Origin of the sequence: Pseudoalteromonas sp. MB47, from assembly GCF_011319765.1 — a bacterium.
Taxonomy (GTDB): Bacteria; Pseudomonadota; Gammaproteobacteria; order Enterobacterales; family Alteromonadaceae; genus Pseudoalteromonas; species Pseudoalteromonas simplex.
Genome location: NZ_VFBD01000004.1, coordinates 76,629 through 91,318 on the forward strand (window position 1 = coordinate 76,629; position 14,690 = coordinate 91,318).

The 14,690-nt window shown below is 42.2% G+C and carries 15 protein-coding genes and 1 pseudogene; 13 read left to right on the forward strand and 3 right to left on the reverse strand.

Annotated elements, in window-relative coordinates:
• The first annotated feature begins 83 nt into the window (after positions 1-83).
• The 13 genes and pseudogenes from IMPJCBKJ_RS01015 to IMPJCBKJ_RS01070 all read left to right on the forward strand — a co-directional run bounded on the left by IMPJCBKJ_RS01015 (position 84) and on the right by IMPJCBKJ_RS01070 (position 11,744).
• Positions 84-2,243 carry a S46 family peptidase gene (locus IMPJCBKJ_RS01015; RefSeq protein WP_166338255.1) on the forward strand — a complete coding sequence of 720 codons (2,160 nt, stop codon included), beginning with the start codon at positions 84-86 and terminating at the stop codon, positions 2,241-2,243.
• Positions 2,244-2,429: 186 nt separating this feature from the next.
• A complete protein-coding gene (locus IMPJCBKJ_RS01020; RefSeq protein ID WP_166338257.1) occupies positions 2,430-3,071 on the forward strand; it encodes a thermostable hemolysin in 642 nt (213 codons plus the stop codon).
• A 41-nt stretch (positions 3,072-3,112) separates the two neighbouring features.
• Positions 3,113-4,063, forward strand: a pseudogene (locus tag IMPJCBKJ_RS01025) (AMP-binding protein); the annotation flags it as partial.
• 474 nt (positions 4,064-4,537) lie between these two features.
• Positions 4,538-5,227 carry an iron-containing redox enzyme family protein gene (locus IMPJCBKJ_RS20655; RefSeq protein ID WP_206004054.1) on the forward strand — a complete coding sequence of 230 codons (690 nt, stop codon included), beginning with the start codon at positions 4,538-4,540 and terminating at the stop codon, positions 5,225-5,227.
• On the forward strand, positions 5,224-6,000 hold the full coding sequence (locus IMPJCBKJ_RS01030; RefSeq protein WP_054563176.1) for an SDR family oxidoreductase: 777 nt from the start codon (positions 5,224-5,226) through the stop codon (positions 5,998-6,000). Before IMPJCBKJ_RS20655 ends, IMPJCBKJ_RS01030 begins: the two co-directional genes overlap by 4 nt.
• Before the next feature lie 47 nt (positions 6,001-6,047).
• Positions 6,048-6,668, forward strand: coding sequence for a hypothetical protein (locus tag IMPJCBKJ_RS01035; RefSeq protein ID WP_240701288.1), 621 nt, complete (start codon positions 6,048-6,050; stop codon positions 6,666-6,668).
• 3 nt (positions 6,669-6,671) lie between these two features.
• Complete coding sequence (locus tag IMPJCBKJ_RS01040; protein WP_138600140.1) at positions 6,672-7,331, forward strand: response regulator transcription factor; 660 nt, start codon at positions 6,672-6,674, stop codon at positions 7,329-7,331.
• Positions 7,331-8,641: an ATP-binding protein gene (locus IMPJCBKJ_RS01045; protein WP_166338261.1), complete on the forward strand. Its 1,311-nt coding sequence runs from the start codon at positions 7,331-7,333 to the stop codon at positions 8,639-8,641. The genes IMPJCBKJ_RS01040 and IMPJCBKJ_RS01045 overlap by 1 nt, the downstream gene beginning before the upstream one ends.
• A 19-nt stretch (positions 8,642-8,660) precedes the next feature.
• Positions 8,661-8,981, forward strand: a complete 321-nt coding sequence (locus IMPJCBKJ_RS01050; protein WP_171041562.1) for a cupredoxin domain-containing protein — start codon at positions 8,661-8,663, stop codon at positions 8,979-8,981.
• Complete coding sequence (locus IMPJCBKJ_RS01055) at positions 8,965-9,714, forward strand: iron transporter (protein ID WP_240920972.1); 750 nt, start codon at positions 8,965-8,967, stop codon at positions 9,712-9,714. The genes IMPJCBKJ_RS01050 and IMPJCBKJ_RS01055 overlap by 17 nt, the downstream gene beginning before the upstream one ends.
• On the forward strand, positions 9,702-10,406 hold the full coding sequence (locus tag IMPJCBKJ_RS01060; protein WP_138600143.1) for a hypothetical protein: 705 nt from the start codon (positions 9,702-9,704) through the stop codon (positions 10,404-10,406). Before IMPJCBKJ_RS01055 ends, IMPJCBKJ_RS01060 begins: the two co-directional genes overlap by 13 nt.
• A 252-nt stretch (positions 10,407-10,658) precedes the next feature.
• Positions 10,659-10,868, forward strand: a complete 210-nt coding sequence (locus IMPJCBKJ_RS01065) for a cold-shock protein (protein WP_119852743.1) — start codon at positions 10,659-10,661, stop codon at positions 10,866-10,868.
• A 168-nt stretch (positions 10,869-11,036) separates the two neighbouring features.
• Positions 11,037-11,744, forward strand: a complete 708-nt coding sequence (locus IMPJCBKJ_RS01070; RefSeq protein WP_082389280.1) for a transporter substrate-binding domain-containing protein — start codon at positions 11,037-11,039, stop codon at positions 11,742-11,744.
• Between the two features lie 121 nt (positions 11,745-11,865).
• Here IMPJCBKJ_RS01070 and IMPJCBKJ_RS01075 read toward each other — a convergent pair whose 3' ends face one another.
• The 3 genes from IMPJCBKJ_RS01075 to udk all read right to left on the reverse strand — a co-directional run bounded on the left by IMPJCBKJ_RS01075 (position 11,866) and on the right by udk (position 14,623).
• Complete coding sequence (locus tag IMPJCBKJ_RS01075) at positions 11,866-12,594, reverse strand: transporter substrate-binding domain-containing protein (RefSeq protein WP_082389269.1); 729 nt, start codon at positions 12,592-12,594, stop codon at positions 11,866-11,868.
• A 157-nt stretch (positions 12,595-12,751) separates the two neighbouring features.
• Positions 12,752-13,975: a NupC/NupG family nucleoside CNT transporter gene (locus tag IMPJCBKJ_RS01080; protein ID WP_054553401.1), complete on the reverse strand. Its 1,224-nt coding sequence runs from the start codon at positions 13,973-13,975 to the stop codon at positions 12,752-12,754.
• Positions 13,976-13,993: 18 nt separating this feature from the next.
• Complete coding sequence (gene udk, locus IMPJCBKJ_RS01085) at positions 13,994-14,623, reverse strand: uridine kinase (protein WP_138618998.1); 630 nt, start codon at positions 14,621-14,623, stop codon at positions 13,994-13,996.
• Positions 14,624-14,690: the final 67 nt, after the last annotated feature.

Consider the following 14,690-nt stretch of genomic DNA (forward strand, 5'->3'; position numbering starts at 1 on the left):
GTCGCAAATTATTGCTATTCATCTTCACAATGATAATGATATGACCGCTAAAAATGATAAACATAATAATATAAAGGACGACTATGCGTTTTAAATTTATTGCTGCTGCAGTGGGTCTCGCTGTAGCAAATGTTGCTGTTGCCGACGAAGGCATGTGGCAACCTCACCAGCTACCAGAGCTTGAATCAGTGTTAAAAGCGAAAGGCTTGAGCATTGATGTAGAGTCAATTTCTAAATTAACAGCGTTTCCGATGAACGCGGTAATTAGCCTTGGTGGCTGTACTGCTTCGTTTGTTTCACCGAAAGGCTTAGTCGTAACTAACCATCACTGTGCCTATGGTTCGATTCAATACAACTCGACCACCGAAAACAACATTTTAGAAAATGGCTTTTTAGCAAAAACAACGGGCGAAGAAGTGCCTGCAGCGCCGGGTTCTCGTGTTTATGTAACCGAGGAAGTGGTTGAAGTAACTGATAAAGTAAACCAAGGTACTGAAAAGCTAACGGGTAAAGCACGTTTTGATGCTATTCAAGCAAATGAAAAAGCACTTGTTAGTGAGTGTGAGCAAGACCAAAGCTACCGCTGTAATGTGTATACTTTCCACGGTGGTCTTGAGTATTACCTGATCAAATCGCTAGAAATCAAAGATGTGCGTTTAACGTATGCACCCGCTATGGGCGTCGGTAAATACGGCGGCGATATCGACAACTGGATGTGGCCGCGTCACACAGGTGATTTCTCGTTCTATCGCGCGTATGTTGGCAAAGATGGCAAGCCTGCTGAATATTCAGAAGACAACGTGCCGTACCAAAGTGATGCGTTTTTAAAAGTAAGCGCTAAAGGCGTTCAAGAAGGCGATTTTGTGATGGTGACCGGTTACCCAGGCAGCACAAACCGTTACCGTATTTCGCCTGAAGTTGACTATGTGTTTAACACGGCCTACCCATTAGCGCGTAAGTATAATTCGAAATATGTCTCGTTAATCGAAGAAAATGCACCAGAGGGTTCAGAGGCACGTATCGCTTACGAAAGCACGATTGCGGGTTATAACAACTACATTAAAAACTACGGTTCAATGATTGAGAGCTTTAACAAAGGGTCAATGTATAGCCGTAAGCAACAATTCGAAAAAGATCTCACCGCGTGGATCAATGAAGATAGTAAGCGCAAAGCTAAATACGGACAGGTACTTGCTGATTTATCTGCGCTAGTTGCACAGTCGCAAGAGCATAACCAGCGTGACCGTATGTTAGGTTACGTACACCGCTCACAAATGATTTCAACTGCTCGACGTTTATACCGTTTAGCTTACGAAAAACAAAAGCCAGATGCTGAGCGCGAAAGCGGTTATCAAGAGCGTGATATGCCACGTATCGAGTCTCGTTTAAAAAGCATGAGCCGTCGTTATGATGAAGCCGTAGATAAAGCTATTTTACTGTATTTTATTGAGCAGTATGCAGCATTACCTAAAGACGAGCGAGTTGCAGAGGTTGATAAAGCACTGGGTCTAACAAACGGTTTTGATAAACAAAAACAACAAGCCATGCTTGATGATATGTATGCTAAATCGGTTCTTGCAGATGAAAGCAAACGTTTATGGATGGCAGATCTTGACCTTGCTCAGTTAAAGCAAAGTAGCGATCCATTTATTCAATATGCGCATGCAATTTTTGCGGTCACAAAAGATATTGAAGATGCGAAAAAAGAACTGGCTGGTAAACAGCAAGCTGCTCGTCCTGCATTAATGGAAGCAATCATTGCTTATAACAAGGCACTTAATAAGCCTGTTTATGCAGACGCTAACAGCACCCTGCGTGTAACTTACGGTACGGTAGGCGGCTATTCACCGCAAGATGGCTTAGTGGCAACCCCCTTTACATCGTTAGAAGGACTGCTTGCTAAAAACACCGGTGTTGAACCATTCAACTCGCCAGAGAAACAAAACGAGTTAATTAAGCAAAAGCTTTATGGCGATTATACCGGCGGTATGAATACGGTTCCGGTTAACTTTTTATCGAACGTAGATACTACAGGTGGTAACTCAGGCTCTCCAACATTAAACGGTAATGCTGAGCTCGTTGGTTTGTTATTTGATGGTGTTTACGAAAGCATTATTGGTGATTGGGATTACGATGAAAACTTAAATCGCTCAATTCACGTTGATTCACGATACATGTTGTGGGTAATGGATAAAGTTGATAATGCTCAAAATTTACTTAAAGAGATGACTATCGTTAAGTAACCTGAGTTTAACGTTAATTTTAGTATTAAAATGCCAGTCAAACAGACTGGCATTTTTGTTTTTAATAAAAATAAAAGCATTAAATATCATGAGGTTGAAAAATATTTGTAAAAATTAATTTTTCTTAAGTTTTATTTAAGTTTCGCTCGATAAATTTTACACATAACCTAAGTGGAGCGAACAATTATGCTTTCAGTTCAACAATCACATCAAACTCAAGTTCAAGATCCGGCCTTTGTTTGCACTCGTGAAGGAGGTCAATTCCGTGACCGCCTTGAGAGTAATATCAAGCAAGGTTTTGCTGCAGCTTATGATGCGAAAATTTCGCAGTTCATGCCGCTACTTTGTGAGCTTAATGTTGATGATGAAGTATGTACGTTAGGTCTTCGCTCTGCATCACAACCTTTGTTTATTGAACAATACCTCCCTGCGTCTATTGAGCACTTTGTCGGTGCCAAGCGTGAGCACATTTTTGAGCTAGGTAACTTATGCTCAACGCATCGAAAAGCCACCTTGGCACATTTTGTTTTAATGAACGAAGCACTCTATCAAGCAGGGGCAAAATATTTAGTGTTTTGTGCAACCCGTAAAGTGAGAGCGCTATTAAAAATGCTGGGTGTAAATTGCAAAGAAATCGGTGTTGCAAATGCGCAAGCACTTCAAGATCCAGCAAGCTGGGGTAGCTATTACGACAATCAACCAACCATTTGTGTGGTTGACCTAAACGAAGCTCATCAGCGTGTTTTAAATACCCCCGTTTTATTCAATATCAAACAGCAGTGTTTACAGTCATCGCTTGAGCTTGCTGTATTTTTGGAGGCGTTATGAGTTGGTTAACACAGTTACCACATAAAGATAGCGATACCTTAATGGTTTGCCACAAAAGCGATGGTGTGCGCTCACTAACTAAACAAGAATTTACTGAGCAAGTAACTCGTTTACTACCTACTTTGGCAGAATTTGATGCCCAAGGTGTGGCTTATCAATTAGATAACACACCTGCTTGGTGTGTATTAGAAGCTGCGCTTAGCGAGCTTAAAAGAGTGGCCATTCCGCTACCAACGTTTTTTACGGCTCAGCAAGTAGCGTTTGGTTTGCAAAATAGCGGAGCAGGGCTATTTGTATGTGACCGTGCTTACGAAGGTGAGCATGCTAAATTAGTGGCGTTAGTAGATGTATGTAAGCATTACCCTTTATATGTTTACCAATTGAGTAATACACAGCCTGTGCCATATTTTTCAAACACGCAAAAGATTACCTTTACGTCTGGCTCAACAGGCACACCGAAAGGCGTGTGTTTATCGCTTGAGAGTCAATTGCAGGTGGCAACATCACTTTATCAAAGCATTGATTTAGAAAAGCCAAACCATTTGTGTTTACTGCCGCTACCGGTTTTGCTTGAGAATTTAGCCGGTGTTTATGCGCCGCTATTAGCTGGTGGCACGGTTAATTTAGTGCCTTTAGCTGAACTTGGTTTTTCTGGTGCACAGTTACTTGAGCCACACAAATTAATAGCCGCAATTGAGCGCACTGAGCCAAATACCCTTATTTTAGTGCCTGAACTACTGACTTGCTTAGTGGCTTTCGCAAAGCAAGGTTGGCAAGCACCTAAAAGCTTAAAGTTTATTGCAGTAGGTGGTGCTGTTGTAAGCCAAGCGCTCATTAAGCAAGCCCGTGAGTTCGGTTTACCGGTTTATCAAGGCTATGGTTTGTCTGAATCGTCATCGGTAGTGAGCTTAAACACTCGCGATGATGATGACATCGGCACCGCAGGGCGAGTACTTAAGCACATTCAATACAAAATTGAAAATGGCCAGCTTTATATCAAGGGTTCATTGTTTTTGGGGTACTTAGGTCAAGCCGCGCAAAATGCTGACGATTGGTATGCAACCGGCGATCTCGTTACTGAGCAAGCAGGTCGCTTGATTATACAAGGCCGCTTGAAAAATCAGCTGATCACCAGCTTTGGGCGCAATATCAGCGCCGAATGGCCAGAGTCGTTATTACTTAGCCACGGCCAGATACAACAAGCGGTGGTGATTGGCGAAGGCCAGGCATTTTTAGCTGCGCTTATCTATGCAAACCAAGCGATGAATGACGCTGAACTTGCTGCACATATCACGGCACAAAACGCGCAACTACCCGAATACGCACAAATCAGAAAATGGCATCGAATGGCAGAGCCTATGAGCCACACGCAAGGTTTATTAACCTGCAATAGTCGCCCAAAACGCGATGTTATCAATCAATTTTTTGCTGCAGAGATCTCTGCACTTTATCAAGAGGCGACGAGCATGAGTCAATTTTTCAATACATTACAAGCCGAAACACAAACAGAGCGTGACTACCTTTTAGCTGCGCCGGTTATTGGCCGCGTTTTTAAAGGTGAAGTAAGCCTAAGTGAATATGCATCGTTCTTAACGCAAGCTTATCACCATGTTAAGCACACAGTACCACTGTTGATGGCAGTCGGTGCAAAGCTGAGCGATAAACAAGAGTGGCTGCGCGAAGCTGTTGCAGAATACATCGAAGAAGAGTTAGGCCACCAAGAATGGGTGCTAAACGATATTGCAGCCTGTGGTTTTGATAAAGAGCAAGTGCGTCATTCTCGTCCACAGTTTTCGACCGAATTAATGGTGTCGTATGCCTATGATGCAATTAATCGCGGAAACCCATTAGCATTCTTTGGCATGGTTCATGTGCTTGAAGGTACTTCGATTGCATTAGCCGATAATGCAGCAGGGCAAGTTCGTGAGGCTGTAGGCTTACCTAAAAAGGCGTTTACCTACCTTACTTCGCACGGTGCACTGGATATTGAGCATGTGAAGTTTTTCGAAAACCTCATGAACAAAATTGATAACGAGGACGACCAGCAAGCCATCATTCACGCCGCAAAATGTTTTTATAAATTGTACGGCAATATTTTCCGTGACCTCGATTCAGAACCTTTCTTTAGCGAGGCTGACTTGGAGCAAAGCGCATGAGTAGCCCAGTTTGTGTGCTAACCGGTGCAACAGGGGGGATTGGCCGTGCTATTGCCCTTCGCCTTGCAAAAGAAGGTTGGCGTTTATTACTTGTTGGTCGAAATGTGAAGCAACTTGCTGCACTGCAATTGGAATGTGGCAATGATGCTGAGTATTTTCAGGCTGACCTAAGTAACAGTGAATCTCGCGATGACCTTGCTAAGTTTGCTCAGCAAATTGGCGGGGCAACGTTACTAATCAATAACGCAGGCGTTAATGTAATGCAGGGGTTTAGTGAAATTAGCGAGCAGCAAATTGATCACCTGTTAAATATTAATCTGCATGTGCCTATTAAATTATGTCAGCTGTTTTTACCACAAGTGACCCGCAATAAAGGCACGATTGTCAATATTGGTTCGTCGTTTGGCAGCATTGGTTATCCATATCAAACCTTGTACTGCGCTAGCAAGTTTGGCCTAAGAGGGATGACCGAAGCCCTTGCCAGAGAGCTCAGCCACAGCGATGTCAAAGTATTGTATTTAGCGCCTCGTGCCACCGATACCGCGATTAATTCGCCGCAAGTACGCGCGATGAACAAAGAGCTGGGTAACACCATGGATCCGCCAGAAAAAGTGGCTGATGCATTAATAGATTTAATTAAATCAAAAAAACGTCGTCGTTTTATTGGTTTTCCAGAAACATTATTTGCCCGTATTAACGGTGCATTTCCATCACTCGTTGATAACGCAATAGCAAAACAACTTCCTAAAATTAAAAGTTTTTTTGCCAACTAAATTGATTAAGGTGAATGATTATGACTAAACTAAATTTTAAAGCCCTAATGATGTTAGGTGTTATCATGGCTGCGCCTGCAAAAGCCGACTTTAATAGCGATTTAAGTTCGGTGCAAAAACAGTGGGCAGTGGTTAATTACGAATTAGTTGACGATGCGCAGTTAGATGCATTCGAAAAATTAGCGAGCGAAACCGCAGAGTTTACAAAAGCGAACGACCAGCAAGCAGCCAGCCATATTTGGTACGGTATTGTGCTATCGAGCTATGCGGGGGCGAAAGGAGGTTTAGGCGCGCTAGGTCTTGCAAAAGATGCGAAAGCACAATTTGAAAAAGCGCTAAGCCTAGATCCAAAAGCGCTTGATGGCTCAGCATACACGAGCCTTGCAACCTTATACGGTAAAGTACCTGGTTGGCCAATTGGGTTTGGTGATGACGATGAAGCGAAAAAATTGTTTAAGCAAGCGCTTGAATTAAACCCGCGTGGTATCGATAGCAACTATTTATATGCGTCATTCCTATATGACGAGCGCAAGTATAAATCAGCTAGAGAGTTTTTATTGGTTGCACAGCAAGCGCCAGCACGCCCTGATAGACCAAAAGCAGATCTTTACCGCCAACAAGAAATTACTAAGCTATTGGCTAAGGTAGAGAAAAAAATAAAGAGATAAACTATGCATTTATTGCTCGTTGAAGACGACCACTTAGTGGCAGAAGGCCTGTGTCGTTCTTTACGTCAACAAGGATACAGTGTTGAACATAGTTCGACCGTTAAGTCAGCGATGCAATGGCTGAAAAATGATGAAATTGAGCTGGTAGTCCTTGATTTAGGACTACCAGACGGTGATGGCATCGACATTTTAAAACACATCAAAAAGCATCGTAAAAACCTGCCCGTGGTGATTTTAACGGCTCGGGGCAGTATTGATGATAAAGTCATGGGGCTTGATTTAGGTGCTGATGATTACCTAGCAAAGCCTTTTGATCCCGCAGAATTATTTGCCCGTCTTCGGGTTGCCAGCAGGCGTGTGACCCAAGCTCAGACCAGCACTTTAAAAGTCGGTGATGTTGAAATGGACACCGCCGCTTTTACCGTGAGCTTTCAAGGTGAGCCAGTAAACTTGCCGCGCAAAGAGTTTATGCTCCTTAAAGCCTTGCTAGAAAACCAAGGTCGCGTGCAATCAAAACAGCAGTTAGAAAGTAAACTGTACGAATGGGGCGAAGAGGTGGGGTCTAATACCATCGAAGTACACATTCATCACTTGCGTAAAAAATTCCCAAAAGAGTTTATTAAAACCTTGCGCGGCATTGGTTATGTGGTGGGTAAACGCTAGTGTCAATTCGTAAAAGGCTGACTCTACTTATATTGTCTATGGTGATCTTAACCTGCTTTTTGGCATTTACTAAAGGTTACCGTGAAAGTATGAATCAGGCTGAAGCACTGCTCGATAACGAGCTAGTAACGCTGGCACATGTGTTAATCGAGCAGCCACTCAGTAAAGAAACTCCAGCTTATACCAGTGATTTACCGCAGTTATTGTTTCAAGTTTGGGTTGATGACAGCTTGGCCTCAAGCTCAAAATCATTGCAGCAAAATCTTAGTAATCAAAGTCAGTGGCAAACCGGGTTTAGTGTTGAGAACTTGGCTGGGCAACGCGTCAAAGTGTATCGCTTAAGCGAAGGTAATAAGCGGGTGCTTATTGCTGAGCCTTTGAGTAAACGTGTGGCGCTAACCGAAACCGTGATTCTATCGGCCATGACGCCGCTGTTGTGGAGTGTGCCTATCCTTGCTCTCCTTATTAGTGTGTTTGTAAAACAAGGGCTTGCGCCACTAACTCGGTTATCAAATCAACTTAAACATCGTCAAGCAAATGACTTTACTGCAATCCCTTGGCAAACCCCAGAGCAAGAAATAAAACCCGTAATAAGCCGCTTAAACGATCTATTCAAACGGGTTGAAAGTGCCTATTTACGAGAGCGCTTTTTTGCCTCAGATGCGGCCCATGAACTGCGTACCCCGCTCAGTAGTTTAAAAATCAATGTGCATAATTTAGTGGCTCAAGGTGTTGAGAGTGTTGAGCTTGATGCGATGGAAAAAGGCGTTGATAAACTGAACAATATCGTTGAGCAAATGCTGATTTTGGGGCGTACTTATCCAGAGCAATGGCAAGCGCAATTTAGCCCCGTGTCGGTGTTAGAAATTAGCCAACAAGTTGTTGCACAACTTTATGATCGTATTGACGAAAAAGAGCATACCATAAGCATTGATGGCGATGATTTTATCATTGCCGGTGACGAATTCACCTTAGTTACTTTGTTTGGCAATTTACTGAGTAACGCCATAAAATATACCCCAGCTATGGGAGAAATTTGTATTACGCTGAAAACCGAAAATAATCGTTTTATTTGGCAAATAGATGACTCGGGTCCAGGCATTGATGAAGCTCAAAAACAGCGCATTTTTAACCGCTTTTACCGTGTGGGTGGTGATAAACATCCATCAGGTGAACAAGGAGCCGGGCTTGGTATGGCCATTGTTGAACACATAGTCTCGATTTATAATGCTGATATTGCTTTAGCAGATAGTCACCTTGGTGGCTTGCGAGTGAGTGTCTCTTTTATGCAAGGAGATGTCAGTGAATAAATGGATTTTAGCGCTTTCTATGCTGCTACTATGTATGTCGTCTTGGCTTGCCTATGCCAAAGAGTACAAGCTGATTTTAAAAGATCATTTGTTTTACCCCGCTGAAATAACAGTACCTGCCAATAAAAAGCTGCGATTAGTTATCGAAAACCAAGATGATACCCCAGAAGAGTTCGATAGCTTTGACTTAAACCGTGAAAAAGTGCTCTACCCAGGTCGTAAGAGTGTCATTTATATCGGACCGCTCAGCCCTGGACGTTATGATTTTTTTGGAGAATTTTCGCCTAATACAGCCAGAGGAACTGTCGTGGCTACGGAGGTGAATGATGCTGATAACTAGTTTATTAATGAGCATTAATCAGCTTTTACCTGTGGTTATTTTAGCTGTGCTTTTGAGTTTGATCGTGCCTTTAAGTCAGCGCCAGCTGAGTATTTATGCCGTTATTGGTACCCTGATGAGCTTAGTATTTGTACAAGCCGCTGCTTGGCTGAGTCAGTTACTTGATCACCGAGGCTTAGAGTTCATACAAATGCTGCTGTGTATAATGATTTTTGTCGCTGCACTAATGAGTTGTCAGCATCGAAAAATGGCGGCTGCACTGGCCTTGATTGCAACCATGACCTTGTATTTAAGCCATTACATGATCTATTTGGTCAGCTTTTGGCACAGTAAAGATACCGCTGAGCCATTGATACTCGGTACATGTTTAGGTGTGGGCATTTGTATTAGTTTTGGTGTGTTATTGTTCTTTTTACTGGAAAGTATCGTCAGACGTGCAGGTGTGCAGCCTTTAGTCGTGCTGCTTGCCTTTAATGCAACAGCAAAGTTATTGATATTTCTCGATTTAGCAAGTCAGGTCGACTTACTAGACGTGACCTCAAATTATTTAGATTGGCGTGGATTTTTAGTTGAAAACTCAGAGCTTGGGCGCGTATTAAAAGCCTTAGTGGGCTACGAAGCCACGCCGAGTAAAACTGCGCTCTGGGTGTATGTTATTGCTGCTGTAGTATTTATTGCCTTAGCGCGCGTTTTAAAAATTAAAAAGACAGAGGAGCCAGTATGCGGTTCTTAATAATTAGCTTAAGTTGCTTGTTGTTAGCAAGTGTCAGCCAAGTCGCGCAGGCAGATGGCATGGTGGTTGATAAAGTATATCACCCTTATGTGATGCCGTTTGAACGTGAGGTCGAGTGGCGTTTAGTGTCTCGGCAAACCGATAACGGTAATGTCCTTGCACAGCGTGCAGGCTTTGGTGGCGCAATTAACGACACCATGAGTCTTGAGGGCTACTTAGTTGGCGAACGAGATGATAACGGTGATTTTGGCTTATCTTCGTATGAGCTTGAGTTACGTTGGCAGCTGGTTGAGCAAGGCCGTTTATGGGCCGATTGGGGAGCGTTATTTGAGCTTGAAAAGCAGCATAATATCGATGCATACGAAGCAACAACTGGGTTTTTATGGGAAAAAGAGTTTGGCCGTACAAGCCTGACTATGAACGCATTTTTAGTGTATGAATGGGGCGCTGATATTGCAAACGAGTGGGAAAGCGAGTTTCGCTTACAATACCGTTATCGCTATCGTTCAGCCTTTCAACCATCGATAGAAATCTATGCGGGAGAGGACTTTTTTGGGGTTGGTCCAGGCTTTATTGGGCTACACAGATTTAGCCCTAAACGCCAGTTAAAATGGGAAGCGGGTTTTATTAGTGAACTTAGTCAATCGGGCAAAGATCACAGCTTTCGTTTAGCACTTGAGTTTGAGTTTTAAGGACTGTTTTAGTTACTTTAAAGTAGCTTAAGTGCCCTGTTTATATAGCCTAGCAAACGATAGTATTTGACATATTCTGGCAACTCTATATAGTGAGCGGTAGCTAAAAAGCGTGTAATTAATAAATCTTTATTTCGTTGTTGTATAAGTAATACTTGTAGTACCGTCCTGAAGTTTTTAAGTTCCATCTGATTTTTTGCTACACCCGCCCACTACGGGCAATATTTAATTTTTTATATCAGGAATATGACTATGTCTAACGTTGTTTCAGGTACAGTTAAGTGGTTTAACGAATCTAAAGGTTTTGGTTTCATCGAGCAAGAAAATGGTCCAGACGTTTTCGCTCACTTCAGCGCTATCCAATCTGAAGGTTTCAAAACTTTAGCTGAAGGCCAACGTGTAGAGTTCACTCTATCACAAGGTCAAAAAGGCCCTCAAGCGGACAACATCAAGCCGCTATAATTTTACTGAAAAGTAAAATAGAGAAGAAGCAAGCTACGGCTTGCTTTTTTTATGTCTAAAAATTGACTGGACTAGTTAATATTTCTATATTTAATGCAGCTGTGTCATTAGAGTGTATTAATTATTTTAAAATATTTGTTGTTAGCGTGCCTAAGCTTTGCACCTGTAGTGTTTGCAAAAGAAAGTGTCACCATTTACACCGAGCATTTCCCGCCATATAACTTCTCAAATAAAGGGCATTTAGAGGGTATTAACTTAAAGTTTGTTAAGGCCATGTGCATCGATGCCAAAATTAAGTGCAATTTTGAGCTCTTACCTTGGTCAAGAGCATTCCACTTGGCGCAACAACAGCCCTTGTCAGGGTTAGTCTCTACAGCCCGAATTACGCAAAGAGAAAAGTTGTTTAACTGGGTAGGGCCGTTGGCCTCATCGCGAAATTTCTTTTATAGATTAAAATCAAATGAGCGTATTAATCCACTTGATCTACCCCAGGTAAAAGAACATAGCCTATGTGTTGTGCGTAATAGTATCTATGAGCAATTTGTAGAAACAATTGGTTTTAGTGATGGTAAAAATTTGCTGAAAGTGAGTCATAGTTATGAGTGTCTTAATTTATTTTTCAAAAATAAAATCGAGCTAATTATTGGTTCAGATCTATCATTTGATTATCAGCTAACTCAATACGGGCACCCTGGACGAGAAGTCGTTAAGCTAGTTGAGCTTCCTCTTAACGATACATTAGGGAATTATTTAGCATTAAATAAAAACATACCCATCGATGTAGTTGAACGTTTGCAATCAAGTTACGAAAAGCTAATTGCTCAGGGTAAGTTAGACTTTTTTATTGAGCAATATAGTAATACCAATACAAAATAATTCTTATTAGTCATCGTTAGCCGTTGAAGCTATCGGTAGCTGAGTACTACTATCATGGTGCAGTGTAAAAGTCACTGGGGGTTGTTCAGAGTAGCAAATAACGAATTTTTCTTGCTCTTACTTAAGGCCTATTTGTTCGCATGACCTGACTATATAGCGTTGATGCCTGAATCTCAGCAAACGCATTTTTTAATGCATTGATATGGTGTGGGTTAGTATTTTTGTTTGCAGCTAGGAACCCTTTCATCGCTAAAAAATCAATTGCAAAGGCAAAGTGTAAGCGCGATTCATCAAGGCCTAATTCATTAGCCATCGCGGCGATATAGTTTTTATCGTCAATGATTAAATCAACCTTCCCCGACATCAACAACTGATATGACTTATTGATGTCTGAAGTATACACAACAGTGTAACCGCGCTCAGTTAAGCGTTGTGCTGCTAAGTCATGACGCTGAACTGCTATCTTGTATTGTTTGGCTTGCTCATTGGAGGTGATGTTTATATCGCGGCGTTCGCTTAATTTCACAAAGCCCATTTCATAGGTGGCTACTTCACCAATCCAATAGAAATGATGTTCACGCTCTGGAGTTTTAGCCATGCTGTAAATGAAAGTATTCGGCTTTTTTAGTGCCATATTGTAAGCACGGGCCCAAGGGTAGAGCTCTATATTGGCATTTAAGTTTGCTTTGGCAAAAATAGCTCTTACTAATTCGGTGCTTTTACCGGCAACTTGGTTATTGATCAAGGTTTGATTGGGCGGTGATAGTTCGGTAACAACGGTTAGGGTCGGCTTGCAAAGGGCTGGCCAACTTAAGAAAAAGGTTAGTATATAAATTCTAAAATAGTTCATTTATGCACTTAAAAGGATTTAGTAAATAAATCTTAGCACATAAAACGATAAAAGGGCCTTGCGGCCCTTGGTGAAGTATCGTTCAAGTCAGATAGACCTTTAACCCCTTAAAGTCCTATCCTATTGTTTTGCAACTACGGCTCATCTCATTAAGTTTCTAAGCTAGCGAGAGGAAAAAACCTGCAATTGCTGCACTCATGAGGTTAGCCATAGATCCTGCTAACACTGCTCTGAGCCCTAAGCGTGCGATATCCTTTCGCCGACTAGGCGCCATACCGCCTAATCCACCTAGTAAAATTGCTATCGATGATAAGTTAGCAAACCCACATAACGCGAATGTGACAATCGCTTGTGTGTGCGCACTTAACGTATCGCGATAATTAATAAAGTCGAGGTAAGCAACAAATTCGTTAACTACAACCTTCTGACCTATAAAACTGCCTGCGATTACTGCTTCGTCCCAAGGTACACCTAATAACCATGCAACCGGAGCGAATACGTAACCTAAAATTTCTTGTAGCGTTAATGTTGGATGATCAAACCAACCACCAATACCGCCTAATAACCCATTTAGAAGTGCAATAAGTGCTACGAAAGCAAGTAACATCGCACCTACGTTCAGTGCTAGTTGCATACCGTTTGCGGCACCTGATGCGGCAGCATCAATTACGTTTACCGGTTTTTCTTCTTGTACGTCTAAATCAGCTAAATCTTCTTTTGGTGTTTCGGTCTCTGGCACAATCATTTTTGCCATTAAGAAACCACCTGGTGCCGCCATAAAGCTGGCTGCAATTAAGTATTTAAGCTCTACACCAATTGTTACGTAACCTGCCATAACAGAACCTGCTACGGTAGCAAGGCCACCTACCATTACCGCAAATAGCTCTGACTTAGTCATGCTGGCGATAAATGGCTTAACAATCAATGGTGCTTCTGTTTGACCAACGAAAATATTGGCGGTTGCAGAAAGCGATTCAGGGCGCGAGGTTTTCAATAGCTTTTGTAAGCCACCGCCTAGAATCTTGATTATCCAATCCATCACCCCGATGTGATACAACACAGCAACAAGTGCTGAGAAGAACACGATAACGGGCAATACTTGTATCGCAAAAATAAACCCTAAGGTATCTTGCGATGCCAGTGAGCCAAATAAGAAGCTAATGCCGTCATTGGCATAACCAATAACTGATGAGACTCCTCGTGACATACTTGCCAGTACGTTTTTGCCCACTTCGAAGAACAAGACAAAGCCACCAATTAACACTTGAAGTAAAAAGGCGATGCCTACAGTTCTTAAATTAATTGCTTTACGGTTCGTTGAAGCCGCAAAAGCAATGCCTAGTAGCACAACAATGCCTACTAAGCTCATAAATGTTGTCATACTGACTGTTTCCCGTTGTTATTGTTGCAGTAAATATTTTATTTTACTTTTAATTATATCAATGGCAACGCGATTCATACCGCCGCGTGTGACTACGAGATCAGCTTTGTGCTTAGATGGCTCAATAAACTGATAAAACATAGGTCGCACTGTCGCTTGATATTGATCAACAACGGACTGTAATGTTCTGCCACGCTGCTCCATATCTCGTTGCATACGGCGCATAAGGCAGATATCTAACGGTGTATCAATGAACACCTTAATATCAAATTCTTTTCGAAGTGCCGGATCACTCAGTAGCAAAATACCTTCAACGATAAGTACTTTTGCAGGTGCCACTCGACGCGTTTCATCGCTTCGGGTATGCATTGCATAGTCATAAGTTGGTACGTCTACTGATTCTCCAGCGCGCAATTGAAGTAAGTGCTCATGCAAAAGCTCATGCTCGAAAGCATCAGGGTGGTCGTAATTGGTTTGCGTTCGATGGTCAAACGGCAAATGCGACTGGTCTTTGTAATAAGCATCTTCTTCGATCACTGCGATCGCGCCCGGTTCAAGCTCATTGACTAATTCGTTATAAATTGTCTTGCTAAAAAGAGACTTGCCCGACGCAGATGCGCCAGCAATAGCTATAATTGTTCGTGTCACTAAAGTTCTCGCCCACACAGAAGGAAACATTGTTAGGTAGATCACAATAGCAAAAAAGACACGATTA